At 70.3% G+C, this 25,917-nt stretch carries 25 protein-coding genes and 1 tRNA gene; 14 read left to right on the forward strand and 12 right to left on the reverse strand.

Going from position 1 to position 25,917, the window contains the following annotated elements:
* The first annotated feature begins 7 nt into the window (after window positions 1–7).
* The 4 genes from ACWEPL_RS04415 (at window position 8) to ACWEPL_RS04430 (ending at window position 4,346) form a co-directional block, all read left to right on the forward strand.
* The gene (locus ACWEPL_RS04415) at window positions 8–922 is read left to right on the forward strand and encodes an IS982 family transposase (protein ID WP_452435189.1); all 915 of its coding nucleotides are present in this window, start codon (window positions 8–10) and stop codon (window positions 920–922) included.
* Window positions 923–983: 61 nt separating this feature from the next.
* Complete coding sequence (locus ACWEPL_RS04420) at window positions 984–1,397, forward strand: hypothetical protein (RefSeq protein WP_452435190.1); 414 nt, start codon at window positions 984–986, stop codon at window positions 1,395–1,397.
* A 1,151-nt stretch (window positions 1,398–2,548) separates the two neighbouring features.
* Window positions 2,549–2,785 (forward strand): helix-turn-helix transcriptional regulator, encoded by a 237-nt coding sequence (locus ACWEPL_RS04425; RefSeq protein WP_452435191.1) that lies wholly within the window; start codon window positions 2,549–2,551, stop codon window positions 2,783–2,785.
* Window positions 2,778–4,346 (forward strand): tyrosine-type recombinase/integrase, encoded by a 1,569-nt coding sequence (locus ACWEPL_RS04430; protein WP_452435192.1) that lies wholly within the window; start codon window positions 2,778–2,780, stop codon window positions 4,344–4,346. The genes ACWEPL_RS04425 and ACWEPL_RS04430 overlap by 8 nt, the downstream gene beginning before the upstream one ends.
* A gap of 210 nt (window positions 4,347–4,556) precedes the next feature.
* On the opposite strand, the gene ACWEPL_RS04435 is transcribed toward ACWEPL_RS04430, so the two are convergent.
* A tRNA-Arg gene (locus ACWEPL_RS04435) sits at window positions 4,557–4,630 on the reverse strand.
* Window positions 4,631–5,716: 1,086 nt separating this feature from the next.
* Here ACWEPL_RS04435 and ACWEPL_RS04440 point away from each other — a divergent pair.
* Window positions 5,717–6,499 carry a phosphotransferase gene (locus tag ACWEPL_RS04440; protein ID WP_452435193.1) on the forward strand — a complete coding sequence of 261 codons (783 nt, stop codon included), beginning with the start codon at window positions 5,717–5,719 and terminating at the stop codon, window positions 6,497–6,499.
* The gene (locus ACWEPL_RS04445; protein ID WP_452435194.1) at window positions 6,483–7,409 is read left to right on the forward strand and encodes a cobalamin biosynthesis protein; all 927 of its coding nucleotides are present in this window, start codon (window positions 6,483–6,485) and stop codon (window positions 7,407–7,409) included. Before ACWEPL_RS04440 ends, ACWEPL_RS04445 begins: the two co-directional genes overlap by 17 nt.
* A 60-nt stretch (window positions 7,410–7,469) precedes the next feature.
* Here ACWEPL_RS04445 and ACWEPL_RS04450 read toward each other — a convergent pair whose 3' ends face one another.
* The 3 genes from ACWEPL_RS04450 to ACWEPL_RS04460 all read right to left on the reverse strand — a co-directional run bounded on the left by ACWEPL_RS04450 (window position 7,470) and on the right by ACWEPL_RS04460 (window position 9,679).
* Complete coding sequence (locus ACWEPL_RS04450) at window positions 7,470–7,703, reverse strand: hypothetical protein (protein ID WP_350728071.1); 234 nt, start codon at window positions 7,701–7,703, stop codon at window positions 7,470–7,472.
* 91 nt (window positions 7,704–7,794) lie between these two features.
* Window positions 7,795–8,574 carry an exodeoxyribonuclease III gene (locus ACWEPL_RS04455; RefSeq protein WP_452435195.1) on the reverse strand — a complete coding sequence of 260 codons (780 nt, stop codon included), beginning with the start codon at window positions 8,572–8,574 and terminating at the stop codon, window positions 7,795–7,797.
* Between the two features lie 310 nt (window positions 8,575–8,884).
* Entirely contained in the window at window positions 8,885–9,679 is a 795-nt protein-coding gene (locus tag ACWEPL_RS04460) for a hypothetical protein (protein WP_452435196.1), read from the reverse strand.
* A gap of 132 nt (window positions 9,680–9,811) precedes the next feature.
* Between ACWEPL_RS04460 and ACWEPL_RS04465 the strand changes: the two genes are divergently transcribed.
* Entirely contained in the window at window positions 9,812–10,540 is a 729-nt protein-coding gene (locus ACWEPL_RS04465) for an AfsR/SARP family transcriptional regulator (protein ID WP_452435197.1), read from the forward strand.
* A gap of 102 nt (window positions 10,541–10,642) precedes the next feature.
* Here the strand turns inward: ACWEPL_RS04465 and ACWEPL_RS04470 are convergent, their stop codons facing one another.
* Window positions 10,643–13,645 (reverse strand): BTAD domain-containing putative transcriptional regulator, encoded by a 3,003-nt coding sequence (locus tag ACWEPL_RS04470; protein ID WP_452435198.1) that lies wholly within the window; start codon window positions 13,643–13,645, stop codon window positions 10,643–10,645.
* Between the two features lie 214 nt (window positions 13,646–13,859).
* Here ACWEPL_RS04470 and ACWEPL_RS04475 point away from each other — a divergent pair, with 214 nt between their 5' ends.
* The 3 genes from ACWEPL_RS04475 to ACWEPL_RS04485 are packed head-to-tail and all read left to right on the forward strand — an operon-like array spanning window position 13,860 to window position 15,680.
* On the forward strand, window positions 13,860–14,963 hold the full coding sequence (locus ACWEPL_RS04475; protein ID WP_452435199.1) for a zinc metalloprotease: 1,104 nt from the start codon (window positions 13,860–13,862) through the stop codon (window positions 14,961–14,963).
* Window positions 14,960–15,292, forward strand: coding sequence for a hypothetical protein (locus ACWEPL_RS04480; RefSeq protein WP_452435200.1), 333 nt, complete (start codon window positions 14,960–14,962; stop codon window positions 15,290–15,292). Before ACWEPL_RS04475 ends, ACWEPL_RS04480 begins: the two co-directional genes overlap by 4 nt.
* Before the next feature lie 55 nt (window positions 15,293–15,347).
* On the forward strand, window positions 15,348–15,680 hold the full coding sequence (locus ACWEPL_RS04485) for a DUF4326 domain-containing protein (RefSeq protein ID WP_350728078.1): 333 nt from the start codon (window positions 15,348–15,350) through the stop codon (window positions 15,678–15,680).
* A gap of 1 nt (window position 15,681) precedes the next feature.
* Here ACWEPL_RS04485 and ACWEPL_RS04490 read toward each other — a convergent pair whose 3' ends face one another.
* Window positions 15,682–16,299: a hypothetical protein gene (locus ACWEPL_RS04490; RefSeq protein ID WP_350728296.1), complete on the reverse strand. Its 618-nt coding sequence runs from the start codon at window positions 16,297–16,299 to the stop codon at window positions 15,682–15,684.
* Between the two features lie 20 nt (window positions 16,300–16,319).
* On the opposite strand from ACWEPL_RS04490, the gene ACWEPL_RS04495 reads away from it, so the two are divergent.
* Window positions 16,320–16,487: a hypothetical protein gene (locus ACWEPL_RS04495; protein WP_363981999.1), complete on the forward strand. Its 168-nt coding sequence runs from the start codon at window positions 16,320–16,322 to the stop codon at window positions 16,485–16,487.
* Between the two features lie 9 nt (window positions 16,488–16,496).
* Here ACWEPL_RS04495 and ACWEPL_RS04500 read toward each other — a convergent pair whose 3' ends face one another.
* The gene (locus ACWEPL_RS04500) at window positions 16,497–18,056 is read right to left on the reverse strand and encodes an ABC transporter substrate-binding protein (protein ID WP_452435201.1); all 1,560 of its coding nucleotides are present in this window, start codon (window positions 18,054–18,056) and stop codon (window positions 16,497–16,499) included.
* 171 nt (window positions 18,057–18,227) lie between these two features.
* Here ACWEPL_RS04500 and ACWEPL_RS04505 point away from each other — a divergent pair, with 171 nt between their 5' ends.
* Both ACWEPL_RS04505 and ACWEPL_RS04510 read left to right on the forward strand, forming a co-directional pair.
* Window positions 18,228–20,114, forward strand: a complete 1,887-nt coding sequence (locus ACWEPL_RS04505) for a sensor histidine kinase (RefSeq protein ID WP_452435202.1) — start codon at window positions 18,228–18,230, stop codon at window positions 20,112–20,114.
* Entirely contained in the window at window positions 20,107–20,463 is a 357-nt protein-coding gene (locus ACWEPL_RS04510; RefSeq protein WP_185067699.1) for a DUF742 domain-containing protein, read from the forward strand. Before ACWEPL_RS04505 ends, ACWEPL_RS04510 begins: the two co-directional genes overlap by 8 nt.
* Here the strand turns inward: ACWEPL_RS04510 and ACWEPL_RS04515 are convergent.
* Complete coding sequence (locus ACWEPL_RS04515; RefSeq protein WP_452435203.1) at window positions 20,441–21,850, reverse strand: MFS transporter; 1,410 nt, start codon at window positions 21,848–21,850, stop codon at window positions 20,441–20,443. The two genes, ACWEPL_RS04510 and ACWEPL_RS04515, sit on opposite strands and share 23 nt — an antisense overlap.
* Window positions 21,851–21,925: 75 nt before the next feature.
* Between ACWEPL_RS04515 and ACWEPL_RS04520 the strand changes: the two genes are divergently transcribed.
* Complete coding sequence (locus ACWEPL_RS04520) at window positions 21,926–22,387, forward strand: MarR family winged helix-turn-helix transcriptional regulator (RefSeq protein WP_452435204.1); 462 nt, start codon at window positions 21,926–21,928, stop codon at window positions 22,385–22,387.
* On the opposite strand, the gene ACWEPL_RS04525 is transcribed toward ACWEPL_RS04520, so the two are convergent.
* From ACWEPL_RS04525 to ACWEPL_RS04540, 4 genes are read right to left on the reverse strand one after another with little or no spacing between them, the layout of a single operon-like run.
* A complete protein-coding gene (locus ACWEPL_RS04525) occupies window positions 22,380–23,246 on the reverse strand; it encodes an ABC transporter ATP-binding protein (RefSeq protein WP_452435284.1) in 867 nt (288 codons plus the stop codon). The genes ACWEPL_RS04520 and ACWEPL_RS04525 overlap by 8 nt on opposite strands.
* A gap of 2 nt (window positions 23,247–23,248) precedes the next feature.
* Window positions 23,249–24,052, reverse strand: a complete 804-nt coding sequence (locus ACWEPL_RS04530) for an ATP-binding cassette domain-containing protein (protein ID WP_452435205.1) — start codon at window positions 24,050–24,052, stop codon at window positions 23,249–23,251.
* The gene (locus tag ACWEPL_RS04535; RefSeq protein ID WP_452435206.1) at window positions 24,049–24,903 is read right to left on the reverse strand and encodes an ABC transporter permease; all 855 of its coding nucleotides are present in this window, start codon (window positions 24,901–24,903) and stop codon (window positions 24,049–24,051) included. The genes ACWEPL_RS04530 and ACWEPL_RS04535 overlap by 4 nt, the downstream gene beginning before the upstream one ends.
* The gene (locus ACWEPL_RS04540) at window positions 24,900–25,916 is read right to left on the reverse strand and encodes an ABC transporter permease (RefSeq protein WP_350728085.1); all 1,017 of its coding nucleotides are present in this window, start codon (window positions 25,914–25,916) and stop codon (window positions 24,900–24,902) included. Before ACWEPL_RS04540 ends, ACWEPL_RS04535 begins: the two co-directional genes overlap by 4 nt.
* Window position 25,917 lies beyond the last annotated feature (1 nt).

A 25,917-nucleotide genomic window follows, 5' to 3' on the forward strand; every position in this document is an offset into this window, starting at 1 on the left:
TCGGGTTGTGACGACCGAACTGGACACCCTCGCAACCGCACTCTATGTGAGGGTCGATGATCTGCTGAAGAGCGCGCCGGAGCTGGCCCCGTGGCGACCGCGAGTGGGGTTCGTGCCTACGTTGAGTGATGCCGAACTGGTGACACTGGCGGTGCTGTCGGGGCTGCTGGGCTATCACTGCGAGCGCCGATGGCTGCGGTACGCGCACGCCGAACTGCGCGGCATGTTCCCCTGCCTGCCTCAGCAGTCGGGCTACGGCAAGCGACTGCGTAAGTCGATCGGGCTGGTCATAGCCGTCATCCGGGTCCTGGCCTGCGACACCTCGCTGTGGAGCGATGAGGTGTGGGTGACCGACTCCACGCCGGTCGAGTGCGGCCGCTCGGTGGAGACCGCACGGCGCAGCGCGCTGGCCGGATGGGCCGAATACGGCTACTGCGCCAGTCACTCCCGGTATTTCTGGGGGCTGCGCCTGCATCTGGTATGCACCCTGGGCGGGTTGCCGGTGCTGTTCGCGCTGAGCGGCGCCAAGGCCGATGAGCGCGAGGTGCTGCTGGGCATGCTGGCCACCGCACCTCGGGCGCTGGCCGAGCACCCGCACCCAACTCTCATCGCCGACCGGCAGTTCTACGGCCGCGTCTTCGAGCGGGAACTGGCCGAGCGTGGGGTGAGGCTGCTGCGTCCTGCCCGCGCCGGCGAGGCCGAACGAGCCGGCGCGCACCTGTTCAAGCCGTTGCGCCAGACCATCGAGTCGATCAACCAGACGTTCAAGGGCCAGCTTGACCTCGAACGACACGGGGGACGCACCCCAGCCAGCGTTACCGTCCGGATCTTCGTCAAGGTCCTGGCCCTGACCGCGGCCATCTGGCACAACGACTACACCGGCCAACCGATCAAGAGGTCACTCACCCGCTACGACCACTGATCCACGCCAGACCCCTTGGACTCATCCATCTAGCCCGCATCTCCGAGGGTGAGCCGCGCTGATGACCAACACCAGCTGGGCCGGCGTCGTCCCGATGACCGACAACCGGTACGCCATGCTCGCCCGGCTCGCTGGCCAGTGGCTCGTCGAACCGCAGCCCGAGCCGATCCCCATCGGCGAGGACTCCGGGTACGAGGACAAGGCCATCTACATCGTGGTCAGCCGTGACGGCAACGCCTGTTACTGCGGAAAGACCGCCCCCACCCGGGCCCTGAACCGGGGGGCCGCCGCGACCAGGCTCAGCCAGCACATCAACGGCAGCCAGTTGAAGCGGGAGGAGTGGGTCGAGTACTGGGTGCTGCCACTGCGTGACGCCACACCCGGCCACGTCGTCGCCACCCTGGAGAGAACCGTGGCCGCCCGCCTCGGCATCCCACTAGTGCACCGGATGCGCATGCCGCGCCGGCACACCTGACCTCCAGCTGGCCGAAACCACGGTCAGCACCGGAACACACGTAGACCCCCGCACCGGTAGGGCTGTGCGGGAGGCACGTGCCGCCAGGGGATAACCGGGCCTCAGGGACTCCGATGATCCCAACGGCTAGCCGGCGCCCGACCTGCCCCGGACACACCACGGCCCAGGCCGGAGCACCCGCATCTGAAGAGCGGGAACGCCTTGCAAGGTTCTCGCCGCAGATATCGTCTTGACCAGCACAAACGCGCGTTAAACAATGGGCGATGGGAGGTTCTTATCGAGGAGCCGGATGCACATCGAGCACCAGCCATATATCGCCCATCAGTGGACATGTTGGACTCGAAACGACTGGAGCTCTCCTAATGCGAGCCCTCTTGTTAGCGTCAAGGGCGCCTGCGAGTCGAACGCTCAACCCGCCCCGATCTATGAGGTGATCGGTGGTTGTGAGGCACCACCAGGCGCCGGCGAATGAGATACGTAGTCTCGGGCTGTAACGGAGTACATGGGCAGCAGCAGGCCGCCGTAAAGAGATACACCGGGTTACGGAGCGCGATCTTGTCCGTTCTTTACCTGCACTCGTGTCCGGATTCGCGCCTGGAGACAGGTATTTAAACAGTGACAGGAAGCAGGTGACTCGGATGATCGGGCCACATCACCATGACACGACCCAACCACATCACCCTTCGAAGTCCGTCATCCACCACGCCCATCAGGCCCAACGACCTCAGCCAGAACAGGCCCTGGCATGCGCCGCCGAGCGGCTCGCCTCGGCTGGCTCAACGCGATCAAGAGTCTGCTGAGCACCTCAGGTCAGGGCCGGTCACCAGATGGGGCTTGTTTTCGCTTATCCGCCGTGCGCAACCATCCCCGAGCGCACAACCTCCCGATCCACGCTGGCGCCCCCGACGGGCTGCTCATCATCGTCGCGGCGCCTCACAGCGCCATGCGATGCGTGGCTCCCGTAGCGGCGATCGAATCGGGCTTGAGTGCCGCCGCCGAGGTGGGCGTCGATACGTCGTGCCCGGCACCGCACCCGGGGCAGTGGGCGACGGTGGGCATCACGCTCACCCGATCACCCGCACCGCCCCATCCGTGCTCGTGCCAGGCGGGCCCACGGCAGTCGCGCGCCCTTGTCGGCCTGGAGGCCGGCGATGAGGCGCGCGTTGACGTTGGCCGAGATCCAGCAACTGCCGGCTGTGGTCGACGTGGTCACCGCGGGAGGGGCGCTCGGATTGGGACGCACCACGGCCTACCAGCTCGCCAGGGACGGCCAGTTCCCCTGCCGGATCATCCGCGCCGGCAGAAGGTACCTGGTGCCCACCGCCGCCCTGCTCGCGCTGCTCGGCGATCACACCATCATCGAGGAGGACAGGACAACCGATGGCTGAAGGCAGCACGTTCAAACGCTGCTCCTGCCGCGACGGTGACGGCAAGGAACTCGGGCAGAAATGCCCCAAGCTGCGCCGCCCCAGCGGCGGCTGGAACCACCGGCACGGCATCTGGCACTACCAGATCGAACTGCCACCCACCCCCGACGGCAAGCGCCGCGGCCCGCTCCGGCGCGGCGGCTTCACCAGCCAAGACGATGCCGAAGCTGAACTCGCCCAGGTACGGGCCCTGTTGGCGTTGGCCGGGCCGCGTGAGCCCGCCACCCGCGCCCAGATCGCCGATCTGATCAAGCGCACGCTGGCCGAGACCAAGACGCTGCCCAACATGGAGGCGGTCCGCCGCAAGGTCAAAACCGGGCTGGACCTGAGCCAGGAGATCACCGTGGAGCAGTGGCTGGAGGAGTTTCTGCAGCGTAAGCGGAAGATCGAGGAGAGTACCCGGCGTTCCTATGAGGGTCACATCCGCCTGTACCTGAGCCCCTATCTTGGGCGGCTGGCGTTGGATCGGCTCAAGGTCAGCGACATCGCGGTGATGTTCGAGCAGATCGAAGAGTTCAACGACGCTATCGCCGAACGCCGCGCCAGCCCTGACCCGAGCGTGCGGGCCAGCGTCAAGTATCGGCGTCCGGTCAGCGTCGCCACCATGCACAGCATCCGCGCCACCCTGCGGCACGCCCTGAACATGGCCATCCGGCAAGACCGGCTGCTCGACTTCAACCCCGCCGCCGTGCTGGAGTTGCCGGCCAAGACCCGGCCCAAAGCGTTGGTGTGGACCGACGACCGGGTTCAGGACTGGCAGGTCGCCTTCCACGAGCGCCTGCGTGCAGAGAAGCGGTGCCGTGGCGGGAGGCGGGTGGATCCGGTCGACGCCTACACCAGCACGCCCCGGCCTTCGCGGGTGATGGTCTGGACGCCGGCTCAGACTCGGCTGTTCCTGGAAGAGGCCCAGCGGCACCGCCTCTTCGCCCTGTATCGGCTGATCGCTTTGCGCGGGCTGCGCCGGGGAGAGGCGTGCGGGCTGCGCTGGAAGGAAGTAAACCTCGACAGCCAGACCATCACGATCAATTGGCAACTGGTGCAGTTGGCCGGGCAGGTCCACGAAGGCACGCCCAAGACCGACGCCTCGGTACGCACCATCGCCCTGGACGCCGAAACCGCCACAACCCTGCGTACCCACCGGCAGCGGCAACTCCAGGAACGACTGGCCACTGGCGAGGCGTGGAAGGACACCGGGTTCGTCTTCACCCAACCGGATGGAGATCGGCTGCATCCCCAGCACGTCACCGACCAGTTCCTGTGGCTGGCCTACCTCGCCGGCCTACCGCCCGTCCGTCTCCATGATCTCCGCCACGGCGCAGCCTCGCTGATGCTGGCCGCCGGGGTAGAGATGAAGGTCGTGCAGGAGACGCTGGGGCACACCTCCAGTTCCTTCACGGCCGACACCTACACCTCGGTCTTCCCCGAGGTGGCGATGGCGGCCGCGGAGAAGACCGCAGCCCTGCTGCTCGCCGAGGAGGAGGACCCGGAGGAGCCGGGAGAGGTGATCCCGCTGCGGGCCTGACCCGCTACATCAGGAACCGGCCCCGTGATCGCCGTATTCGCACGGCGGGACGGGGCCGTTTCCTTTGCCAAGGTAGCCCCAGAAGGCCGATGTTGATCATGGTGTGTGCGGGGTTGGTGCGCGCGAGCACGCATGGAGCACGCAACCGCTAGACGAAAATTCTAGAACGCATCCGATCCCGCATAACCACAGGTCAGGACATGATCAAAGCGCGCCCTGCAGGATTCGAACCTGCGACCGTCGGATTAGAAGTCCGGTGCTCTATCCAGCTGAGCTAAGGGCGCTCCCGCCTTATTGTGCATGATCCGGCGACATGTCACGCACACGTTTTCCTCGTGTCAGTCTGTCAGGCCGATCACACCCACCATGAACAGCGCCCCCAAGGTGGTAGGAGTCAGGGTCGAACCAGTGGCCGAGCAGGGTGTGGGGGCCTCTGGGACGATATCGGAGGTGGCCAGATACGGGAGGAAACCGGCTAAAAGACCGGGGTAGGCGCTCCGGGTGCTGTCCGGGATGGTGATGAGGGAGGCCAGGGGAGCGACGCGTCCAGGAGCAGGAAGGTCGGGATGCGGCGGCGGGCGTGTCGTAGAGGAATGTGACCGTTCGGGAAGTCGTGAGCGGTTAATCCTGTCGCTGCGGCCAGCCTCGGGGAGGTGTACGTCTGGGCGCGGGGCCGTCCGGTGGCTGGGGGCGATTGGAGCGTCGGTGGGGAGGCCGACATCGGCGTGGGGACAGGTGACGTGGTGGGTGACGTGGTGGCGGGCGACGTGGGCATCGGGCATGGTCATCTAGTGTTCGGCGATAGGGATGGGTGGGAACACTGGGGCGACGATCAGCATCGGCGGGGGTACGCCGAACGCCTCCGCCAGGGGTTTGGGGAGGAGGTCGAAGGAGTTCTCGCCGAGCATCGCGCCGGCGGTGGCGTTGAAGACCCAGCCTCATAGGACTCTGCGGTGCTGCGCCCCGCGGCACAGCGTCCGGTCGCGTAGGACCCCGTAACGCGGCACCCCGTGCGACAGCGCCTGGCCGCACAGAACCCCGCGGCACAGGACCCCACGACACGGTGCCCGGCTGCGCAGGACCCCGTGGCCCAGGGGCCCGCGCGATAGCGCCTGGCCGCACAGGGCCCCTGCAGCACAGGTCCCCACAGCACGGCGCCCAGCCGCGCAGCACCCCGCGGCGCAGGAGCCCGCGGCGCAGGAGCAGGTGGCTGTGGGGATGGGGCGGGTGGTTGGTGCGGTGGGTGGAGGGGCAAGAGGGGGCGCCTGGTGGGGAGGGGTGGGGGAGATTGTTGTGGAGGGTGGGTGGAAGGTTGGAGCTGGAGGAAAGGGTGGGCGGGGGTGGGGCAAAAGGGTCTAAGCTCTCGTGGCATGGTCGCGACGCTCCTGCATGAGATTCCGTTGCAGGGCGGGGACGTGACTGACGGGGTGGTGCGGGTCGGTGACACCGTGCGTAGACCGGCCAGTACGTCGACACCCGCCGTGCACGCCCTGCTCCGGCACCTCGAGGCCCGTGGGTTCGGAGGGGCGCCGCGGGTGGTGGGGATGGACGGGCTCGGGCGGGAGATCCTGACGTATCTGCCCGGTACGACCGGGTTGCGGCTTGAGTGCGTGAGTGATGAGGCGCTGGCCGGGCTTGCGGTGTTGCTTCGGGAATTTCATGACGCGACCGTCGGGTTCCCGCTGTCCCTGGAGGGGTGGGAAGGCGGATCGAATGATGACAAAGCGCCAGAAATCATCGGACATTGTGATTTAACGCCAGCCAACGTGATATTTCGCGAGGGCAGGCCCCACGCGCTGATCGACTTCGATCTGGCCCGCCCCACCACGCGGCTGTTCGACATCGTCACCACGCTCCGCCACTGGGCTCCCATCGCCGACCCCGTGGACCGGTCCCCGCTGCTCCGCAACCTCGACGTGGGCGAGCGGCTGAGGCTGTTCTGCGACGCGTACGGCGTGCCGCCCCGCGACCGCCGCCGCCTCCTCGAACTGGCCAGGCTCCGCTTCCACCGCTCCTACGACGTCATGCGCACCCGCGCCTCGGCGGGCGGCAACTGGGCGAAGATGTGGGCGGGCGGCGCTGGCGAGCGCATCCGCCGCGCGGCGGCCTGGCTGGACGTACACGAAGACGAGCTCCATGCCCATCTGGTGTGACCCGCTGGGGATCGCCCTCGGGGTGGCCCTCGACCGGCTGATCGCCGACCCGCGGAGCGCCGCCCATCCGGTCGCGGTCTTCGGGCGTGTCGCCGCGAGGGTGGAGAAGTCCCTGTACGCGGACAAGAAGGCGCACGGAGTCGCACATGTCGCCATCTGCGTCGGCGGCGCGACCGCGCTCGGAGTGCTCGCCCAGCGGATCCCCCACGCCCGTACGGCCGTCACAGCCGTCGCCACCTGGGCCGTGCTCGGCGGCACCACGCTCGCCCGCGAGGGCGAGTACATGGCGGACGCCCTCGAAGGCGGCGACCTGGAACGGGCCAGGGCCCGCCTCCCCCACCTCTGCGGCCGCGACCCCTCCCACCTCGAGGCCAAGGAACTCGCCAGGGCCACGGTCGAGTCGCTGGCCGAGAACACCTCCGACGCCGTCGTGGCCCCGCTCCTCTGGGGTGCGGTGGCGGGCGTGCCGGGGCTGCTGGCGTACCGGGCGATCAACACGCTGGACGCCATGGTCGGCCACCACTCCCCCCGCTACGAACGGTTCGGCTGGGCGGCGGCCAGGCTCGACGACGTGGCGAACTACGTACCGGCCAGGGTGACGGGGCTGCTCACGGTCCTGACCGGGCCGGACCCCGGCCGCGCGCTGGCGGTGCTCAGGCGGGACGGCCACCGGCACCCCAGCCCGAACGCCGGCAGGTGCGAGGCCGCCTTCGCCGGAGCGCTCGGCGTCACCCTGGGCGGCACGAACGTCTACCAGGGCAGGACCGAGCACCGGCCCACCATGGGTGACGGGCCCGAGCCCGACGTCAAGGACATCCGCCGTGCGGTACGTCTTACGCGCGCCGTCAGCCTGGCCGCCGCCGGAGCGGCCGTGCTGACGGCTTGGGCCCTGCGAAATCGCCGCAAATAGGCCATCGGGAGGATTGCGGACGGCCGCGCAATTGCGCGGTAATCAGCCATTGATTGCTTTTCACATTACGCGGTTGAGGTTGAGCACCAGCCAGACCACGAATATCGCGAGCAAACTGATGCCGATCATGGCCTTGGCGGCGCTGTTCGCGACCGCCTTCCTGGCTGTGACCTGCTTGGCGCTCTGCTTCCACACCTGACGCATGATGATCATCGTCTGGAAGCGGCGGCCGAGGGCGAACACGGCGAGAGCGATGATGATGAATAGAATGACGCGACCGTCTGCAGGTTCCACGGAGATCCCCCCTGTGGGCCGTGAAGCTACTCAATCCCCCGAGACATTTGAGAAAACAGGATACTCGGACGGACGCGGTTTGTGATTTGAATTATGGTCCGAGATCAACGACGATCGGGGCGTGGTCGGAAGGGCCCTTGCCCTTGCGGGCCTCGCGGTCGACGTACGCCGACCGCACCCGCCCGGCGACGTCCGCGCTCGCGTAGACCAGGTCGATGCGCATGCCCATGTTCTGGTGGAACATCCCGGCCCGGTAATCCCAGTACGTGAACGGGTGCGGGCCCTTCATCGGCGTCGGCACCACGTCGTGCAGCCCCAGGGCTCGCAGGTCGGCGAGGGCCCGGCGTTCGGCGGGGGTGACGTGGGTCGCGCCGACGAACAGCGCCGGGTCCCAGACGTCGGCGTCCGTGGGGGCGACGTTGTAGTCGCCGCACACCGCCAGCGGCATGGCCGTCTCGGCCGCCAGCGCGTCCCGGAGCGCCGCGAACCAGGCGAGCTTGTACGCGTAGTGCGGGGAGTCCACGGTGCGGCCGTTCGGCGCGTACAGGGACCAGACGCGCAGCCCCGCGCAGGTGGCGGCGATGGCGCGGGCCTCCGGGGCCACGGCTTCCACGCCGTTCAGCTCGCCGGGGAAGCCGCGGGTCACGTCGTCGAGGCCGACCCTGGAGAGGAGCGCCACGCCGTTCCACCGGCCGTCGCCGTGGGCCGCGGCGGCGTACCCCAGCTCTGCTACCTCCGCCGTGGGGAACGCCTGCGCGGAGCATTTGGTCTCCTGGAGGCAGAGGATGTCGGGTTTCGCCTCGGCGAGCCATTCGAGCAGGCGGGGCAGCCGGGCCTTGACGGAGTTCACGTTCCACGTGGCTAGGCGCATCCTTCCAGCCTGCCACTCTTCCGGAGATCCGGCTTTCCCACTCACGGCGGGCCACCGACCCGCCGCACGTGGTGCTCTCCTCCAGCTTCTCCGCTCACGGCGGCCCGTCCACCCGCCGCACGTGGTGCTCTCCTCCAGCCTTTACGCTTACGGCGGGCAACCCACCCCCCGCACGTGGCCGGGCCCTGTCCAGGGAGACGGTCACGAGGTGTGCGGGGCCGGGCGCCGTTACGCCGCCTTCTGGGCCATCGGATGGGAAAACCCGTGACCGCCGGACAGACCCCCAGAAGGCGGCGAGACCGGGATCAGGTCAGCGGCTGGTCCAGAGAGGCCTGTTGTCGCGGGAGTAGATGATGATCCGCCCGTCATCGCTGACCGCCAGCCAAGCCCCCGGGTTGCCGGCCGTCTTGGTGGTCCACAGGGCCTTGTTGCCGCTGTCCACCACCACCCAGTTGCCCTCCGCCTGCATGATCGACCGGGCGCCGGGGTGACCGGCCGTCGGCGTGGTGAACAGGCTGCGCTGCCCGTCGTACAGCACCGCGTTGCCCTCGTCCTGCTGGATCAGCCGGTAGCGGCCGTTGCTCGACTGCACCGCCTGCCCCGGCCGGAGCACGTGCCCCGAGGGCAGCTTGCCGATGTACGCCTTGGACGACCACAGCGGCCGGTTGTCCCGGCTGTAGATCACCAGGTTGCCGCTCTCCTTGGGCAGCAGCAGGTACGCGCCGGGGTTGCCGGCGGTCGGCGTGGACCACAGCGGCTTGTTGTCGGCGCCGTAGACGACGAGGTTGCCCTCCTTCTGCATGGTCGCGCGGGCGCCGGGCTTGCCCGAGGTGGGCGAGGTCCACAGCGCCTTGGTGCCCTCGTAGAACACCAGGTTCCCCTCCGCCTGCTGGACGAGCTTGAACCGGCCGCCCTCCGAGGTCAGCGACTGCCCGGGCAGCAGCCACTCGCCGGGCCCGAGCCGGTCCTTCGCGGCTGCGGTGTGGGTGCCGGTGATGGCGCCGGTGATGGTGGCCGCGCCCGGCTGCGTCAGGGCGACGGCGGCCACCGGGCCCGCCAGGAGCGAGCCGGCCAGCACGGCGATCGCGGCCTTCTTCGTGATCAACTTGGGTCTCTTCCTGTGTAGGCGTGGATCGTGAGTGAAAGACCCTGGCAGAGCCCGTTGGCGTTCTGTTGGTGCGAGTACGCCGCCGCCGTCTTTAGCGGGGTTTTAGCGGTTCCGGGCATCCTGGGACAGATGGATCACTTGGAGTACTGCCTGCTCGGGTCCATCGACGCCTGTGTCGGGGGACGCCGCCTGGAGATCGGGCCGCGTAAGCGTCGTTACGTACTGGCCGCGCTGCTGCTGGACCTGAACCGTCCGGTCCCGGTGGAGCGGCTGGTCGACGCCGTATGGGAGGGAACTCCCCCGGACAGCGCGCGGATGACCGTGCAGGGACACGTCTACCGGCTGCGCCGGACGTTGCCGGGCGTGCGCCTGGAACGGGACGCCTCGGGGTACGTGCTGCGTGCCGACCCCGAGCGCGTCGACGCGCTGCGCTTTCGCCGCCTGGCCGCCGAGGCGGCGGGCCTCGGCGACGAGGCCGGGGCCGATCTGCTGGACAAGGCGCTGGCTCTGTGGCGCGGCCCGGCGCTGGGTGGCTCGGGGGGCGGCAAGGCGCTGGAGGTGGCGGCGGTCGAGCTGGACGAGGCGCGGCTGGCCGCCGTCGAGGAGCTGGCCCGCAGGCGGCTCAGGACTGGTCGGCCGGAGCTCGCGGTGGCGCCGCTGCGCGCGAGCGTGACGGCCGATCCGCAGCGGGAACGGCTGGTGTCGCTGCTGATGACGGCCTTCTACCGGCTCGGGAGGCAGGCCGAGGCCCTCGAGCTGTACGAACGCACCCGCCGGCTGCTGGCCGACCAGCTCGGCGTGGATCCCGGAGCGGAGCTTCAGGCCACGTTCGCGACCCTGCTGGCCGGCCCACCCTGACCCGGGTCAGGCCTAGTGCGGAGCTGCGGGGCCGCCCCGCCCGTGAGCCGGGTCAGGCCTGGCGCAGAGCCGCGGGCCATCGCCGGTCGCCGGTGAGGCGGGTCAGGCCTCGTCGAGCACCGCCAGGGCTGCGGCCTCGTCGAGGCGGTGGCCGAACTCCCGGTGCACCTCCAGAGCCCGCCTGGCGCAGTCGCGCCCCTCGCCCGCCGAGCCATCCCGTACGTGGAGCCGGGCGAGCAGCGTGAGCGCCTGGCCTTCGAGCAGCCGCAGCCCGTACCGCACGGCCGCCTCGCGCGCCTGCCCGGCCACGGTGGCGGCCTCGTCCCACCGGCCGCCGTCCACCAGCACCTCGGCCAGCCACACCCGGGCCCGGGACTCCAGGTAGGGGTAGGTGCGGTCCCGGTAGACGGCCAGCACCTCGTTGAGCATGCCGACGCGCTCGCCGAGGTCGAGCGACTCGTCCACGCGGGCGAGCGTGCTGCGCGCCTCCTCGTGCTCGTGGGCCGGCGGGCGCGCCCGGGTTATGTCCACGGCCCGCCGCGCCAGTTCGGCGGCACGGGCGCCGTCGCCGCGCAGGTGGTGCGCGAAGGCCACGCTGGACAGCGTCGCGGCGAGCTGGAGGTCCTTGGCGACGGCCAGCGCCCGCTCGAAGTCCTCGACAGCCGGCGCGAGCTCGCCCAGCGCCACGCGGATGTCGCCGAGGATGGTGTACGCCCTGGCCTGCCAGGGCGGCTGCCCGCCGAGCTCCTCCCTGATCCGGACGGCCCGGAGCTGCCGGTCCAGCGCCTCGCGGGGACGCCCGGCCCACAGGAGCTTGATGGCGTAGTTCTCCAGGGTCACGGCCAGCTTCGTGGACGGCTCGAACTTCTCCCACAGCCGGATGATCCGCTCCTGGCTCTCCAGGCTCTGCTGGAGATCCCCGAGGCTGGAGCGTGCCACCGCGAGGTTGGTCAGCGTGAGCAGCGTGCCGGTACCCCAGCCGACCTCCTCATAGAGGTCGGAGGCGATCTCGTAGTGCCGGACGGCCGGCCGCGGCTCGTTCAGCGCGAACATGGCGTTGGCCAGCGTGTGGTGCATGCTGGCCTGGCCGGCGCGGTCGTCCGCCCGCTCGGCGGCGGCCAGGCCGCGGCGGGCCGCGGTGATGATCACGTCGGGCTGGTAGGCGCCGTACATGAAGGCGCGCAGGGTCTCGGCCAGCCGCCAGAGCAGCCTGCCGCGGGCGTGGTCGATCACGGTGAGCAGGTTGTGCTGCTCGGCCTGGAACCAGGCGCGCGCCGCGTCGGCGTCGGCGAACTCCTCCGCGTCGCGCGGCGGGTCCTCGCCCGTCAGCGGGAGCAGCTCGATGGAGGGCGCCAGCAGCGGCGCGACGGCCCGCGCGGTGTGCAGGTAGTACGCGTGCAACGGGGCCGGGTCGTCGGCGGCGTCCGTGCAGTGTTCGCGGGCGTAGAGGCGGACCAGGTCGTGCAGGCGGTAGCGGCCCGGCGCGTGCTCCTCGACCAGGTGGGCCGAGGCGAGCCTGGCCAGGAGCCGCTTGGCCGTGCCGGGGTCCGTACCGGCGAGCCTGGCGGCCGAACTCGCGGTGAAGTCGCAGCCGGGGACCAGCCCGAACCGCCGGAACAGCACCTGGGCGTCCGGCGTCAGCGCCGCGTACGAGCCGGCGAAGGCCGTGGCCACGGTCGCCTGCGCGTCGCCTTCGACGGCCAGCGTGTTCAGGCGGTCGTCGAGGAGCTCCGCGAGGTATTCGCGCAGGCCGGCCCGGCCGATGAGGTTCGCACCCGCGATGGCCAGCGCCAGCGGCAGGTGGCCGCAGAGCTCGGCCAGCTCGGTGGCCGCCGCCGGGTCGGCCTGGATCAGGTCCGGGCCGACGAGGTCGGCCAGCAGGTCGCGGGACTCGCCAGGGGTGAGCGTGCCCAGCCGTACGGTCTGCGCGCCCTGCAGGGCCAGGCCGCGCAGTGTGTCGCGGCTGGTGACGATGACCGCGCTGGAGGAGCCGCCGGGCAGCAGCGGGCGTACGTGCTCGGCGTGGGCGGCGTTGTCGAGGACGACCAGCACGCGCCTGGTGGCCGTCGTCGAGCGGTAGAGGTCGAGCTGCTCGGCGGCGCCGCTGGGGGCGGGCACGCCGAGGGCTCCGAGCAGGCGGGGCAGCACCCGCTCGGGCGGCAGCGGCTCGCCCTGGCCATAGCCGTTGAGGTCGACGTGAAGCCGGCCGTCGGGGTACTCGGCGGCCACCTGGTGGCCGACGTGCACGGCCAGCGCCGACTTCCCGATGCCGGCCGCGCCGGTCACCACGGCCACGCGGCCGCCGTGCAGCAGATGCCTCAGGCGCTCGGCCTCGGCCTGCCTGCCGACGAAGCAGGGGACGTCCCTGGGGAGCTGGCGCGGCACCACGGGCCGGTGGCCCTCGACGATGCGCTGGTGCAGGTCCCGCAGCCGCGGCCCGGGATCGACGCCCAGCTCGCCCGCCAGCAGCCGCTGCACGTCGTGGAACAGCTCCAGCGCCTCCGCCGGCCGCCCGTCGTGCCACAGCGCTGTCATGGCCAGCGCGTGCGGCGTCTCCCTGAGCGGCTCCTCGTCCCTGAGCTCCTGCAGCAGCGCGGGCACCTCGCGGTGCCGGCCCAGCTCGATCAGCGCGGCGGCGTGCTCCTCCAGCAGGTCCCACCGCTCGCGCAGCAGCGGGCGGCGCACCCGCCGCTCGACCCAGTCGGTGCCGAGCCCTTGCAGCGGCTGCCCGCGCCACAGCCCCAGCGCCCGCTCCCACGCGCCGGCGGCGTCCCGCGGCTGTGCTGCTCGCCCCTGCGCGGCGAGCGTGCGGAATCGCCCGAGATCGACCTCTTCCTCCGGTACGGCGAGCGCGTAGCCCGCCGTGGTGCTCGCGATGCGCCCGCCCAGGGTCTTGCGCAGCTGCGACACCTTGAGCTGGACGATGGTCCTGGCGGTCTTGGGCGGGTCGCGCTCCCACAGCGCCTCGATCAGCCGGTCCACCGGCACGTACGCGCCGAGGTGCGCGGCGAGCAGGCCGAGCACGCACTGCTGCTGCGCTCCGTCGATCGGGATCTCGACGTCGCCGTCGTAGACCTCGACCGGGCCCAGCACGCGGATGTCCATCGGGCCCGAGCATAACGGCGGTCCGGCCGCTCCCGGTCAGGACGGGGGAGCGGCGTGCGCGTGGATCCGAGCCGGAAGCCTTGCACTCCTTTGGGCTTTCGACCGGGCGGTTCGCGGTACGAGTGCATCAGCGTCCGACCGGCCGGATCGCGGTCTGCCCTTCTTCCGCGATCCGGCCGGGCGGCCTCTCTCGCTTCACTTCTGGGGGGAAATCATGATGGACGAGTCAGAGTTTTCCGAACCGCTCACGCGAGACCTGTGCGGCACCATGCCCGTGCACCGCCGGCTGCTCAACGAGAGCATGTCCTACCGCGCGCGGCGGGCGTCCATCGAGAACCAGGCCACGCAGTACAGGCTCGGCACCCGCATGGTCAGCCGCGTCGGCGTGATCAGCATCCCCGTCGTCGTGCACGTCGTCCACAACCCGGCCCGCCCCGAGCAGAACATCGGCGCCGACCAGATCCACAGCCAGATCGAGATCCTCAACCAGGACTTCCGGGCCGCCAATCCCGACGTGACGAAGGTGCCGCCCGTCTGGAGGTCGCTGGTGGCGGACACGATGGTCGAGTTCCACCTCGCGAGCCGCGGCCCGAACGGGGAGCCGACGGACGGGATCGTCCGCGTGGAGACCCATCGGATGGGCTTCACCTTCGACGACCTGGTGAAGTCGAGCGCCGGCGGCGGCGCCGCCCCGTGGCCCAGCGACCAGTACCTCAACATCTGGGTGTGCCAGCTGACGGGCGGGTTGCTCGGCTACGCGCAGTTCCCCGGCGGGCCGCCGGACACGGACGGCGTCGTCATCCGCCACTCCGCGTTCGGCAGCACGGGCACCGCCGCGCCGCCGTTCCACCTGGGCCGGACCACGACGCACGAGGTCGGCCACTGGCTGAACCTCTTCCACATCTGGGGCGACGACGGCGAGGGATGCAGCGGCGACGACAAGGTGGCCGACACCCCGAACCAGGCCGGCAACAACACCGGAATACCGACATTTCCCCATATTTCGTGCAACAACGGTCCCAATGGCGACATGTTCGTGAACTACATGGACTACACCGACGACGCCGGCATGATGATGTTCACCAGCGGTCAGTCGACGCGGATGAACGCCTGCCTGGAGGGCCCGCGGGCGTCCTTCCTGGTCCCGCAGCTGGCCGCGCGCGCCGAGGAGCGGATCCCCGCGGGCGTCGCCTCCCCCGCCGAGACGCGGCTCACCGGCAACGGTTCGCAGCGCGACCTGGAGCAGCTGCTCCAGGAGGTGCTGAAGGACACCCGCGCGGCGCTGAACGTGGTGGCCGGGAACCGCCAGGTCCGATGAGCATCATCATGATGAACGAGGAAGCGCCGGACGTCGTCGGAGCCTGGACGCACTCCTACGAGGAGGACACCGACGCGATGGCGGTGTACCGGCCGGACGATTTCGCGTTCCGGCCTTCGCGGCGGCCCCGGCGCGGGATGGAGTTCCACTCCGACGGCACCTTCGTCGAGTGGCTTCCCGGGCCGGACGACCGGCCCAGGAAGATCGTCGGCCACTGGGAGCGCCAGGGAGCCGACCGGATCCGGATCACCTTTCCCGGGGGCCCGGGACAGCCGTTCGTCCTGACCGTCGTGTCCCGCGAGAACGACCAGCTGGCCTTCGCGAAATGAGCCGCCGGAGATCGCGCGCATGAACGTGGCCGCCGCGGCGGAGGTCTGAAAACCCATGGCACACCGCGTCAAGGTCGAGGGCGACCGGTTCCACGGCCGCGTGCCCGAGGGCGCCGAGTACGTCGGGCGCGAGTTCCCCGGTCACCGGCGCAGCCCGTTCGCCAACCCGCACAGCCTGTCGGAGAAGGGCTGCCGGGTCTGCGGCGGCCGGGTCCACCAGCGGTCCCAGGTGATCGAGCTCTACCTGGCCCACCTCCGCGAGCACCCCGAGCTCGTCGAGCGGGCCCGCCGCGAGCTACGCGGCAAGGACCTGGCCTGCTGGTGCGACCCTGATCAGGAGTGCCACGCGGACGCGCTGCTGGCCGTCGTGGCCGGCGCGGAGCCGTAGCTCACGGACGTTCGACGCCCACGGTGATCTCGTTGCCGAGCCGGCGCTCCATCAGCAGCTCCAGGTCGTCGCCGCTCCAGAACTTCCCCGGGTCGTACCAGTTGGGCCGGCGACCGCCGGGCAGCAGGCCCATCTCCTCGTACGTGACCGCCACCACCTCGGCGCAGTACGCGCTCTCCAGCGTCTCCTGGCGGCGGCGCCGTCGCGGCAGCCGTCCCCTGGCCCAGCGGGCGGCCAGGCGGGCGGTGGAGGGGAACGGGGTGCCGTCGAGCCGGGCCACCGTGCGCAGGGCCGCGTCCTCCATCTCGGGCGTCGCCTCCGGCTCGAGCTGGCGCAGCCAGGGCCGCTGGCCGTAGCGGCCGACCCACGTGGTCACCGCGTCGCGCAGGTCGTGCAGCTGCACCCCGCGCTGGTGCGTGCCCGACCACAGGTCGATCAGCGACTTGCCCAGCTCGGCGTGCCACATCATCGGCGGCAGGTCCTCGACCACGATCGCCATGCCCACGTGGTTGACCGGGCTGTTGGTCATCGTCTGGATGGCGCGGTCGGGGACCGAGCGCCCGCGGAAAATCCACAGATCGCCGGTCCTCGTCACCCTTACGGCCTCGTCGAGAGTCAGCACACCGTTAGCCTAGGCACATGCGCTGGTGGAAGATGCTCGGTCTGGCGGGAATCATGGGCGTGGCGGCCACGGGAGTGGTGATCGCGCGCGCCGAGCGCCGCCGCCGGGCCTACACGCCCGAGGAGATCAAGGCCCGGCTGCGCGAAAGGATCGTCGAGGGAGCGCCTCACGAAGTGAGGCCATGAACACAGCAATCAGCCCGAGGGGCGTAGGTCGTAGACGAAGACCACGTCCGGGTAGGCCGGGTTGTCGTTGTAGCCCTGCACCGCGCCCTGGTAGGCCCGCTGGTAGTTGACCACCCATGGCATCGCCGCGGCCGCCCGCTGGTCGAGCACCCGCTTCGTGGCCTGCTCGTACACCCGCTGCGCCGCCGGCCGGTCTGTCACGGTCAGCTCAGGCACGGTGTCGAGCAGCGCGTCCAGGCCCTGGTCGCGCAGGTAGGCCAGGTTGAACACGGGCGGGTTCCCGCTGTGGAAGACGTTGCCGAAGTAGGAGTAGCCGTCGGCGTAGTCGGGCCACCAGTACATGACGAAGATGTCCTGGCCGCGCTTCTTGCCCTGCTCCCACTGGGCGTTCCAGGGCATCGCCCGGGCGTCGATCGTCACGTTGAGCGATTTGAGGGCGGCGGTGAGCTTCGTGGCGAGCAGGTGCCAGTCGGTGTCACCCTCCCCGTACGTCAGCCGCAGCCGGAGCGGCCGGCCGCCGGGGCCGAACCCCGCCCTGTTCAGCAGCTGAGCCGCGCCCGCCAGGTCCTGCCGGGGGACGCGGCCCGGCACGTACCCCATGAGCCCTTCGGGGATGATGCCGCTGGCCGGTGAAACCGCGCCCTTCAGGTCCTTGACCAGGCCCTGGTAGTCGACGGCCTTCTGCACCGCGCGGCGCACGCGTATGTCCTTCATGGGGCCGTTCGCGGTGTTGAACAGCAGCATCGCCGTCTGGAACGAGGCCCGCTCGGAGGTGCGCACGCCCGGCGCGGTCGAGGCGGCGGCGAACAGGCGCGGGTTCAGCCGCGCCACGAAGCTCACCTCGCCGCGCTGCAGCATTCGCCACGCCCTGTCGGGATCGGGCACGACGCGGAACTTCACCGTGTTGTAGTGCGGCCGGCCCCACCCTCCCCAGTACTTGTCGTACGCGCTGAGCGTGAGCTCGTCCTCCTTGCCCTTCTGCCACTTCGTCACCGTGTACGGCCCCGAGCCCGCGTCCCTGCCCGACGCGAAGAACTTCCCGAGGTCGGGCGCCGCCTGCGTGTCGTAGATGTAGGCCGCGTACGTGGAGGAGGCCACCAGGTCCAGCGGGACCGGGTACTTCAGCGCGAACGTCACCGTCGTGGGCCCGTCGATCCTGATGGACGAGACGGCGTCCCAGATGTAGGAGGCGCCCGCCTTGGCGCTCATGGTGCGCTCGACCGACGACTTGACCGCCGCGGCGTCCAGGGGCCTGCCGGTGTGGAAGGTCACCCCGGGGCGGAGGTTGAACGTCCACGTCCGGCCGTCGGGCGACGAGCGCCACGACGTGGCCAGCCTGGGGCTGGACTTCTTGGTGACCGGGTTCCAGAAGGTGAGCGTCTCGTAGATGTTCTGGAGGGCGACGATCTCGTTGGAGTAGGACTTGGAGGGGTCCCACTCGGTGACGATGTCCAGGTTCTCGACGTAGACGAACGGGGACTGCCCGGACGGCGCCTGCGGGGGCTCCGGAGGCGGCGAGCAGGCCGCGAGGAGTAAGAGCGCGGCGGCCGCTGCGAGACGACGGCGCAACGCATCTCCCTCTGTCGGCGATGTACTCGGGAAACCTACTCCAAGATCGATGGATCAAGGCCCAGGTGTCCAAAAGTCCCGAAAAATTGGGCATTTTGATGATCCAATTGCTATTCTCTGGGCTTGTCCCGTCCGGGGTTGCCAGCAGGGGACCGACCGGAATGAGGTGTCATGGGTCGTAGCCGAACGATCCGCATGAAGATCATCGGACTACTACTCGTGCCACTGGCCTCCATGGTGGTCTTGTGGGGGGTCATTACCGCCGTCACCGCCACCGAGAGCTTGGAGCTGCGTCAATACAAGACACTCTGGACGAACCTCCGTCTTCCCGCGTACAAACTGATCAGCGAGATCCAGCGTGAACGTCTAGTCTCGGCCAGGCTCCTGCGCAACTCGGGGGAGAAGTCCGCCGTCGCCGCGCAGCGCACCCGCACCGATGCCGCCAGTGACGCGTTCAGGCAGCTCTCCAGCACATCCAAGGACCGATCGGAAGAGATCCGCACACAGGTGGACGCGGTGTACACGCAACTCGACAGGCTCGATGCGATCCGAGGCGAGATCGACACGGGCCTGTCCGACCGTCTGCACACCGTCGAGGCCTACAGCGCGATCAACGACACGCTCTTCGGCCTGCACAAGCGGGTCGCGCTGATCGACGACATCCCGATCTACGAGCAGTCGCGCATCGTCATCGACCTCGGGTACGCCAAGGAGCTGCTGACCAGGGAACAGGCCGTCGCGTTCGGGCCGACCCAGCCCGCCGAGCGCCGGCTGTTCACGGAACTCGTCGGCAACCGGCGCTTCCTGGTCGACCAGTCGCTCAACGAGCTCGACCCGAGCCTGCGCGACCAGCAGGTGGCGCTGATCACCTCCCCCGCCTACCAACGGCTGCGGATCATGGAGGACCAGATCATCGCCGGGAAGGCGCCGCGGAGCTGGCTCACCCTCACAGAGGGGCTGTCCAAGTCGTTCCAGGAAGCGCTGATGCGGGCCAGCGCGGTGCTGAACACGCGGACCGAGCCGATCGCCGACCAGGTGCTGTCCCGGGCGCTCCTGCTGGCGGGCGCGACGCTGGGGCTGGTGGTCGTGTCGATCGCGTTCTCGCTGCGCATGGGCAACCGGCTGTCGAAGGAGCTGGGCGCGCTCCGGCTGGCCGCGCTGGAGGTGGCCCAGGAACGGCTCCCCCACGTGGTCGCCAAGCTCCGCAAGGGCGAGAAGGTCGAGATGCCGGAGCTGTCCGTGGCGAGCACCACGGTCGAGATCGACGACGTGGGCCAGGCGTTCTCCACCGTCCAGCAGACGGCCGTCGAGGCCGCGGTCGGCCAGGCGCAGCTCAGCGAGGGCGTCGGGCACGTGTTCCGCAACCTGGCCAGGCGCAGCCAGACCCTGCTGCACCGCCAGCGCATCCAGCTGCAGGACATGCAGCACCGGGCCACCGACCCCGACGCGCTGGACGACCTGTTCAAGCTCGACCACCTGACCACCCGCATGCGCCGCCACGCCGAGGGCCTGATCATCCTGTCGGGCGCCACCCCCGGCCGCGGCTGGAGCCGGCCGGTGCCGCTGCTCGACGTGGCCCGCGGCGCGTCGGCCGAGGTGGAGGACTACCAGCGGGTCACCGTCGAGCCGATGTCCGGCCAGCGCCTGGCCGGACCCGTGGTCGGCGACGTGATCCACCTGATCGCCGAGCTCATCGAGAACGCCACCGTCTACTCGCCGAAGCACACTCCGGTCATCGTGCGCGGCGAGGTGGCGGCCCGCGGCTTCACCTTCGAGGTCGAGGACCGCGGGCTCGGGATGAGCGCAGAGGAGCTGGCCGAACTCAACGAGCGGCTGGCCAGCCCACCGGAGTTCGACCTGGCCGACAGCGACCGGCTCGGCCTTTTCGTCGTCTCCCGCCTGGCCGCCAGGCACGACATCCGCGTGACGTTACGCGGTTCACCATATGGAGGGACCACCGCGATCGTGTTGATCCCGGAAGAGCACGTGGCAGAGCCCGAACCGGAGGCCCACGTGAAGGAACCCGCTCGACCCATGCGGGTGGTGCGAAGTGAGTGACGAACGCTGGCTGGACGAGGACGCCGGTCCTATCGTCCCGGCCTACCTACTGACCCGGGGCCGTACGGTCCCCGCGAGCGAGGCCATCGACCTCATCGCGGTGATCATCACGGCCGGTGGCCTGGCGCCGCCGATGGGCCTGGGCCCCGAGCATCTGATCATCATGCAGAAGTGCACCAAACCGACCCGGCTCGTGGACGTCGCGGCCGAGCTGAACCTGCCCATCGGCGTGGTACGGGTGCTGGTCGGTGACCTGCACGCGCAGCAGCTCGTGCAGGTCGAGCACCCGCCCCCCGCGCCCGACGCGAAGGTGCTGCTCGAGGTGATCAGCGGCCTGAAGGCGCTGTGACCGTCGCGCGGTTGAGCCGCCCGTACACGGCCGCGAAGAGCGCGGCCGTGGCCCCGGCCACGGCTGCCGTCCCGAAGACCCACTGGTAGCCGCCCACGCCCGGCTGGGCGGCCAGGATGGCGGCGATGGCCGCGCCGGCCGTGCTGCCGCCGACGATGCGTACGAGCGCGTTCACGCCTGCCGCGAGGGCCGTCTTGCCCGGGTCCACGTGCTCCACGGCCATGGTGCCCAGCGCCGCGTAGCCGACGCCGAGGCCGATGCCCATCAGTGAGGTCGCCACGTACAGGTGGGCCGGGCTGGTGTGCGCGACCACGAGCCACAGCCCCGCCAGGCCCGTGACCGCCGACCCCGCCGCCACCATGGACGAGGCCTGGAAGCGGCGCATGATCCGGCCCGCGAACAGCGAGATGACCAGCATGAAGATCGTGCTCGGCAGCAGGAAGAAGCCCACCTGGAGGGTGGAGGCGCCGAAACCGTAACCGGTCTCCGTCGGCACCTGGGCGAAGCTGGACGTACCCGTCATGAGGGTGAAGAACGAGAACCCGAGCAGCATCGAGGCCACCGTCGCGCCGACCGTGCCCCGGTGGACCAGCATCGCCATCTCCACCAGCGGCTCGGCCACCCGGCGCTCGACCGCGACCCAGACCGCCGCCAGCGCCGCCGCGGCGGCGAACAGGCCGAGCACGCCCGGCGAGGTCCAGCCCCACGAGCCGCCCTCGCTGATGCCCAGCAGGAGCGCGACCAGCCAGGCGGCCAGCAGCGCCGCGCCGGCCAGGTCGGGACGGCCCTTGGGACCCGCCGGGGCGCTGTCCTTCACGAGCAGGGCCACGATCGCGACGGCCCCCAGCGAGATGCCGGCCGTGATCCAGAAGACCAGGTGGAAGTCACCGGACGCGAGCCCGGCCAGGATCATCCCGCCGCCGCTCCCGAACCCCATCGTCGCGCTGATCACCCCGATGCCGGTGGCCAGCTGCTCCCTGGGCAGCACGTCGCGCGCCACCCCGATCGACAACGGCACCAGCGCGGCCACGGCTCCCTGGAGCACCCTCGCCACCATCAACCAGGTCAGCGAGGGCGCCAGCGCGGCCATGATCGAGCCGACCACCAGGAGGCCCAGGGCGCCGAGGATCATGGGGCGCCTGCCGTACATGTCGCCGAAGCGCGACAACAGCGGCGTGGCCACCGCCGCGACCAGGAGGCTCAGCGTGAGCGTCCAGGTCACGGACGAGAGCGGGGCGTTCAGCTCCCGCTGCAGCACGGGAAGCAACGGGACCACGGCGGTGTTCTGAAGTGCGGCGATGGAGGCCGCGAAGGCCAGCGCGACCACCCCGGGCCACGGACTTCTGGTGGACGTCGTACGTGCCGCGGACGCGACGACTGTCGCCATGTCGGCTCCTTTAGCTAAGTTAGGTAAGTAACAGGGCAAGATAATACATACGTAAGTTAGGTAAGCAAATCGGTTATGGACGAAGATCTCAACAGGACGGTGTCGGCGTTCCGCTCAGTGGTGGACGCGCTGAACCGCGCCAAGACGCACGAGCGCCTGACCGAGGCCGCCGGCGTCCGGCTCGACCGGCCCGACGTGAAGATCCTCGTCCACCTGCTGGACGCGCCCGAGCCGCGCAGGATCGGCGCGATCGCCGAGGCACTGCAGGTGGAGAGCCCTCACGTGACGAGGCACGTCGCCTCGCTGGAGCAGCGCGAGCTGGTCGAGCGGGTACGCGACCCCGACGACGGCAGGGCCTGGCGCATCGCGCTGACCGAGGAGGGGGCCGAGGTGGCGAGCAAGTGCCGCCGGGTGACCATCGAGTGGTTCGACGGTGCGCTCACGGACTGGCCGGAGGAGGACCGGGCGGAGCTGTCCAGGCTGATGGACAAGCTCTCGGGCGACCTCTGCGCCTACCTCAAGGGCCTCGCTAACTGAGCAGCACGTCCTCGGCGCGGTGGCAGGCGACCTGGCGGCCGCCCAGGTCCCTGAGCGCGGGCGGCCGCTCGCACTCCGGCGCGGCCAGCGGGCAGCGGAGCCGGAACGGGCAGCCGGTCGGGGCGGGCACGGCTTCCGTCCTGCCCTTGGCCACGGGCGGGGCGCCGCCCAGCTTCGGCACGGCGTCGCGCAGGGCCCGCGTGTAGGGGTGGGCCGGCTTCGCGAGGAGTTCGGCCGTCGGCCCCGACTCGACGACGCGGCCCGCGAAGAGCACGTGCGCGGTGCGGCACAGCCGGTCCACGACGGCGAGGTTGTGGGTGATGAGCAGGCGCTCGGTGTCGAGGGAGGCCAGCAGGTCGAGGATCCTGGCCTGGACGGTGACGTCGAGCGCGCTGGTGGGCTCGTCCAGGATGAGCAGGCGGGGGTCCACCGCCAGGGCTCTGGCGATCACCACGCGCTGGCGCTGGCCGCCGGAGAGCTGGTGAGGGCGGCGGGTGGCCAGGTCGGGGTCCAGGCCGACCTGTTCGAGGAGGTCCTTGACCCGGCCTCGCGCGGCGCGCGGCAGGGCCTCGGCAACGGAGGCGCCGATGCGCATCCTGGGGTCGAGGGCCTCGGCCTGGAACACGGGCTGGACGTCTTTCCGGAACTTCCGCATGTCCGCTTTTTTCAGCGTTTGGTCGCCGTACCAGATATTTCCGGACATGGGGGTGAGGAGGCCCAGGAACGCGCGCGCCAGGGTCGTCTTGCCCGAGCCGCTCTCCCCGATCAGCCCCACGCCGCCCTCGGTGATGTCCAGGGTCACGTCGTGCACGACCGGGGTGCGGCCGTAGCCGAGCGTCACGCGCTCGGCCCTGAGCATGGTCACGGCAGCGCCTCCAGCAGCTCGCGCGTGTACGGATGGGACGGCTCGGCCAGCACCCGCGCGGCCGGCCCCGACTCCACCACCGTGCCGTCCTTCATGACCAGCACCCGGTCGGCGATCGTCGAGACCAGGGCCAGGTCGTGGGAGACGAGCAGGAGCGCCAGCCCCCGCTCCTCCCGCAGCCTGCGCAGGACGCCGACCACCTCGGCCTGCACGGTCACGTCCAGCGCGCTCGTGGGCTCGTCGGCGAGGATCACCTCGGCGCCCAGGGCGATGGCCAGCGCGATGGCGAAGCGCTGGGCCTGGCCGCCGGAGATCTCGTGGGGGTAGCGGCGCAGGATCTCGCGGTCGAGCATGACCGCTTCCACGGCCTCCCCCATGATCTCCTCCAGCCGTCCCTTCCCGGCTGCGGGTTGTGGAGGGGTGCCGTCCTTCGGGCGGGGGCGTGGGCCCGCGGGCTTGCCGACGCCGTGGAGCTTGAGGGCGCGGCGCATCAGGACGCCGAGGCGGGTGGCCGGGCTGAGGGCCGCCTGCGGCGACTGCATCACGAGTGCCACCCTGGCGCCCCGGATCTCGCGGAGCCTGCGGGGTGACGCCGTGAGCACGTCGACGCCGCACACCCGTACATGACCTGAAATTTCGGCATCTGGGGTGAGGCCCAGCAGCGACATCAGCGTGGTCGACTTGCCCGAGCCGCTCTCCCCCACGATCGCGACGCACTCGCCCTCGCGCACGTCCAGCTCCGGCACGTCGGCCACGACGCGCCCGCCGTAGCGCACCCGGAGGTCGCGCACCTCGATCATCTGACCGCCCTTCGCGGGTCCAGCGCGTTGCGCAGCCCTTCGCCCAGGACGTTGAACGCGAACGCCGTCACCAGGATCGCCAGGCCGGGGAACGTGACCACCCACCAGTTCGTGGTGAAGAGCGTCTGCCCCTGCTGCACCATGAGCCCCCACTCCGCCGTCGGCTCCTGCGCTCCCAGCCCCAGGTACGACAGCGCCGCCGAGGTCAGGATCACGCCGCCCGCGTCGAGCGAGAGCTGGACCAGGACGGGCGTGAGCGAGTTCGGGAGGACGTGCCTGAGGATGATCAGCGGCGCGGGCACGCCGAGGCACCGGGCGGCGTCCACGTAGCTGCGGGTGGCGATCGAGGCCGCCACGGAGGCCGCCAGCCGGGTGTACCAGGGCCACCAGGTCACGGCGATGGCCAGGATGACCGTGTTCACGCTGGGCTGGAGCACCACGGCCAGGGCCAGGGAGAGCAGCAGCGCGGGGAAGGCCAGGAAGATGTCCGTGATCCGCATGATCACGTCCCTGATCCAGCCGCCCGCGTACCCGGCGACCACGCCGAGCGTGACCCCGATCACCGCCGACACGACCAGCACGGCCACGGCGATGAAAAGGGAGGTGCGGCCGCCGTACAGGACTCTGGTGAGCACGTCGCGGCCGACCTGGTCGGTGCCGAACCAGTGCGCGGCGCTCGGCGGCTGCAGGTTCTCCAGCGGCTTGACCTGGTCCACCGGGTACGGCGCGAGCCACGGCGCCAGGATCGCGGCCAGGACGACCAGCACGATGAGCACCGCCCCGAACGCGGCGAACCGGTCGGGGATCCTGGGCAGGAAGGTGCGCCGCAGCGGCGCCTCGACGCTCGTCATCGGGCCCTCGCTCGCGGGTCGACGAAGCCCTGGAGGATGTCCACGACCAGGTTGGCCAGCACGTACACCAGGGCCACCAGGAGCGTGACCCCCGCGATGGCCGGGGTGTCCAGCGACTTGATCGACTCGGCGGCGTAGCGGCCCAGCCCGGGCCAGTTGAAGACCGCCTCGACGAGGAAGCCGTTGACGATCGCGTACGCGAAGACCAGGGCGATCAGCGACAGAACCGGGTTCAGGGCGGGCCTGAGGGCGAACCTGGTCAGGATGGACGTCTCGCCGAAGCCGAGCGCGCGCTCCAGCTTGGTGTGGTCCTGGCCGGACTCCTCGATGAGCGCCGCCCTGGTCATCTGGGCGATCACGCCCGTGGGGTAGGCGGCCACGACCAGCGCGGGCAGCACCAGGTGCTGGAGCGTGCTGGTGAAGATGGGCCAGTTGCCGGTGATGAGGGCGTCGACGATCGTGATGTTCGTCCAGAGGGTGAGCGGGCTGGTGGTGTCGAGCGAGGAGTCGTACTCGCCCGCGATCGGGAACCAGCCGAGGTTGCTGGCGAAGACCGTCTGGAGGGCCAGGGCCAGCCAGAAGACGGGGACGGAGACGGCCAGCATGCTGCCGACCCGAACCCCCAGATCCGGAAATTTCGCCTTATAGCGGGCGGCGAGCACTCCGACCGGAATGCCCACGACGACCGCGATGAGCAGGGCCGTGCCGACCAGCTCCAGCGAGGCGGGGAACGCCACGTAGAGGTCGTCGAGCACCGGTTGCCGGGTGCGCAGGCTGACGCCCCAGTCGCCGGTGAGCAGGTCGCGCACGTAGTTGAGGAGCTGCACGGGGATCGGGTCGTCGAGCCCGAACCGCGTGCGCGCCGCCGCGAGCTCCTCGGGCGTGGCCTTCGGCCCGGCGAACGCGACCGCCGGATCCCCCGGCACCAGCCGCATCACGACGAACGTGAGCACGACCACGCCGGACACGACCAGGAGGGCCTGGCCGAGCCGGCGGGTCAGATAACGCGACATC

Source organism: Nonomuraea sp. NPDC004186 (assembly GCF_053603495.1).

What these genes read in the sequence shown, in the direction of transcription:
- ACWEPL_RS04420 (WP_452435190.1), top strand. Translation starts at nt 984, where the DNA reads ATGACCAACACCAGCTGGGCCGGCGTCGTCCCGATGACCGACAACCGG.
- ACWEPL_RS04425 (WP_452435191.1), top strand. Translation starts at nt 2,549, where the DNA reads ATGAGGCGCGCGTTGACGTTGGCCGAGATCCAGCAACTGCCGGCTGTG.
- ACWEPL_RS04430 (WP_452435192.1), top strand. Translation starts at nt 2,778, where the DNA reads ATGGCTGAAGGCAGCACGTTCAAACGCTGCTCCTGCCGCGACGGTGAC.
- ACWEPL_RS04440 (WP_452435193.1), top strand. Translation starts at nt 5,717, where the DNA reads ATGGTCGCGACGCTCCTGCATGAGATTCCGTTGCAGGGCGGGGACGTG.
- ACWEPL_RS04445 (WP_452435194.1), top strand. Translation starts at nt 6,483, where the DNA reads ATGCCCATCTGGTGTGACCCGCTGGGGATCGCCCTCGGGGTGGCCCTC.
- ACWEPL_RS04455 (WP_452435195.1), bottom strand. Translation starts at nt 8,574, where the DNA reads ATGCGCCTAGCCACGTGGAACGTGAACTCCGTCAAGGCCCGGCTGCCC.
- ACWEPL_RS04465 (WP_452435197.1), top strand. Translation starts at nt 9,812, where the DNA reads ATGGATCACTTGGAGTACTGCCTGCTCGGGTCCATCGACGCCTGTGTC.
- ACWEPL_RS04470 (WP_452435198.1), bottom strand. Translation starts at nt 13,645, where the DNA reads ATGGACATCCGCGTGCTGGGCCCGGTCGAGGTCTACGACGGCGACGTC.
- ACWEPL_RS04475 (WP_452435199.1), top strand. Translation starts at nt 13,860, where the DNA reads ATGATGGACGAGTCAGAGTTTTCCGAACCGCTCACGCGAGACCTGTGC.
- ACWEPL_RS04480 (WP_452435200.1), top strand. Translation starts at nt 14,960, where the DNA reads ATGAGCATCATCATGATGAACGAGGAAGCGCCGGACGTCGTCGGAGCC.
- ACWEPL_RS04485 (WP_350728078.1), top strand. Translation starts at nt 15,348, where the DNA reads ATGGCACACCGCGTCAAGGTCGAGGGCGACCGGTTCCACGGCCGCGTG.
- ACWEPL_RS04495 (WP_363981999.1), top strand. Translation starts at nt 16,320, where the DNA reads ATGCGCTGGTGGAAGATGCTCGGTCTGGCGGGAATCATGGGCGTGGCG.
- ACWEPL_RS04505 (WP_452435202.1), top strand. Translation starts at nt 18,228, where the DNA reads ATGGGTCGTAGCCGAACGATCCGCATGAAGATCATCGGACTACTACTC.
- ACWEPL_RS04515 (WP_452435203.1), bottom strand. Translation starts at nt 21,850, where the DNA reads ATGGCGACAGTCGTCGCGTCCGCGGCACGTACGACGTCCACCAGAAGT.
- ACWEPL_RS04520 (WP_452435204.1), top strand. Translation starts at nt 21,926, where the DNA reads ATGGACGAAGATCTCAACAGGACGGTGTCGGCGTTCCGCTCAGTGGTG.
- ACWEPL_RS04525 (WP_452435284.1), bottom strand. Translation starts at nt 23,246, where the DNA reads ATGCTCAGGGCCGAGCGCGTGACGCTCGGCTACGGCCGCACCCCGGTC.
- ACWEPL_RS04530 (WP_452435205.1), bottom strand. Translation starts at nt 24,052, where the DNA reads ATGATCGAGGTGCGCGACCTCCGGGTGCGCTACGGCGGGCGCGTCGTG.
- ACWEPL_RS04535 (WP_452435206.1), bottom strand. Translation starts at nt 24,903, where the DNA reads ATGACGAGCGTCGAGGCGCCGCTGCGGCGCACCTTCCTGCCCAGGATC.
- ACWEPL_RS04540 (WP_350728085.1), bottom strand. Translation starts at nt 25,916, where the DNA reads ATGTCGCGTTATCTGACCCGCCGGCTCGGCCAGGCCCTCCTGGTCGTG.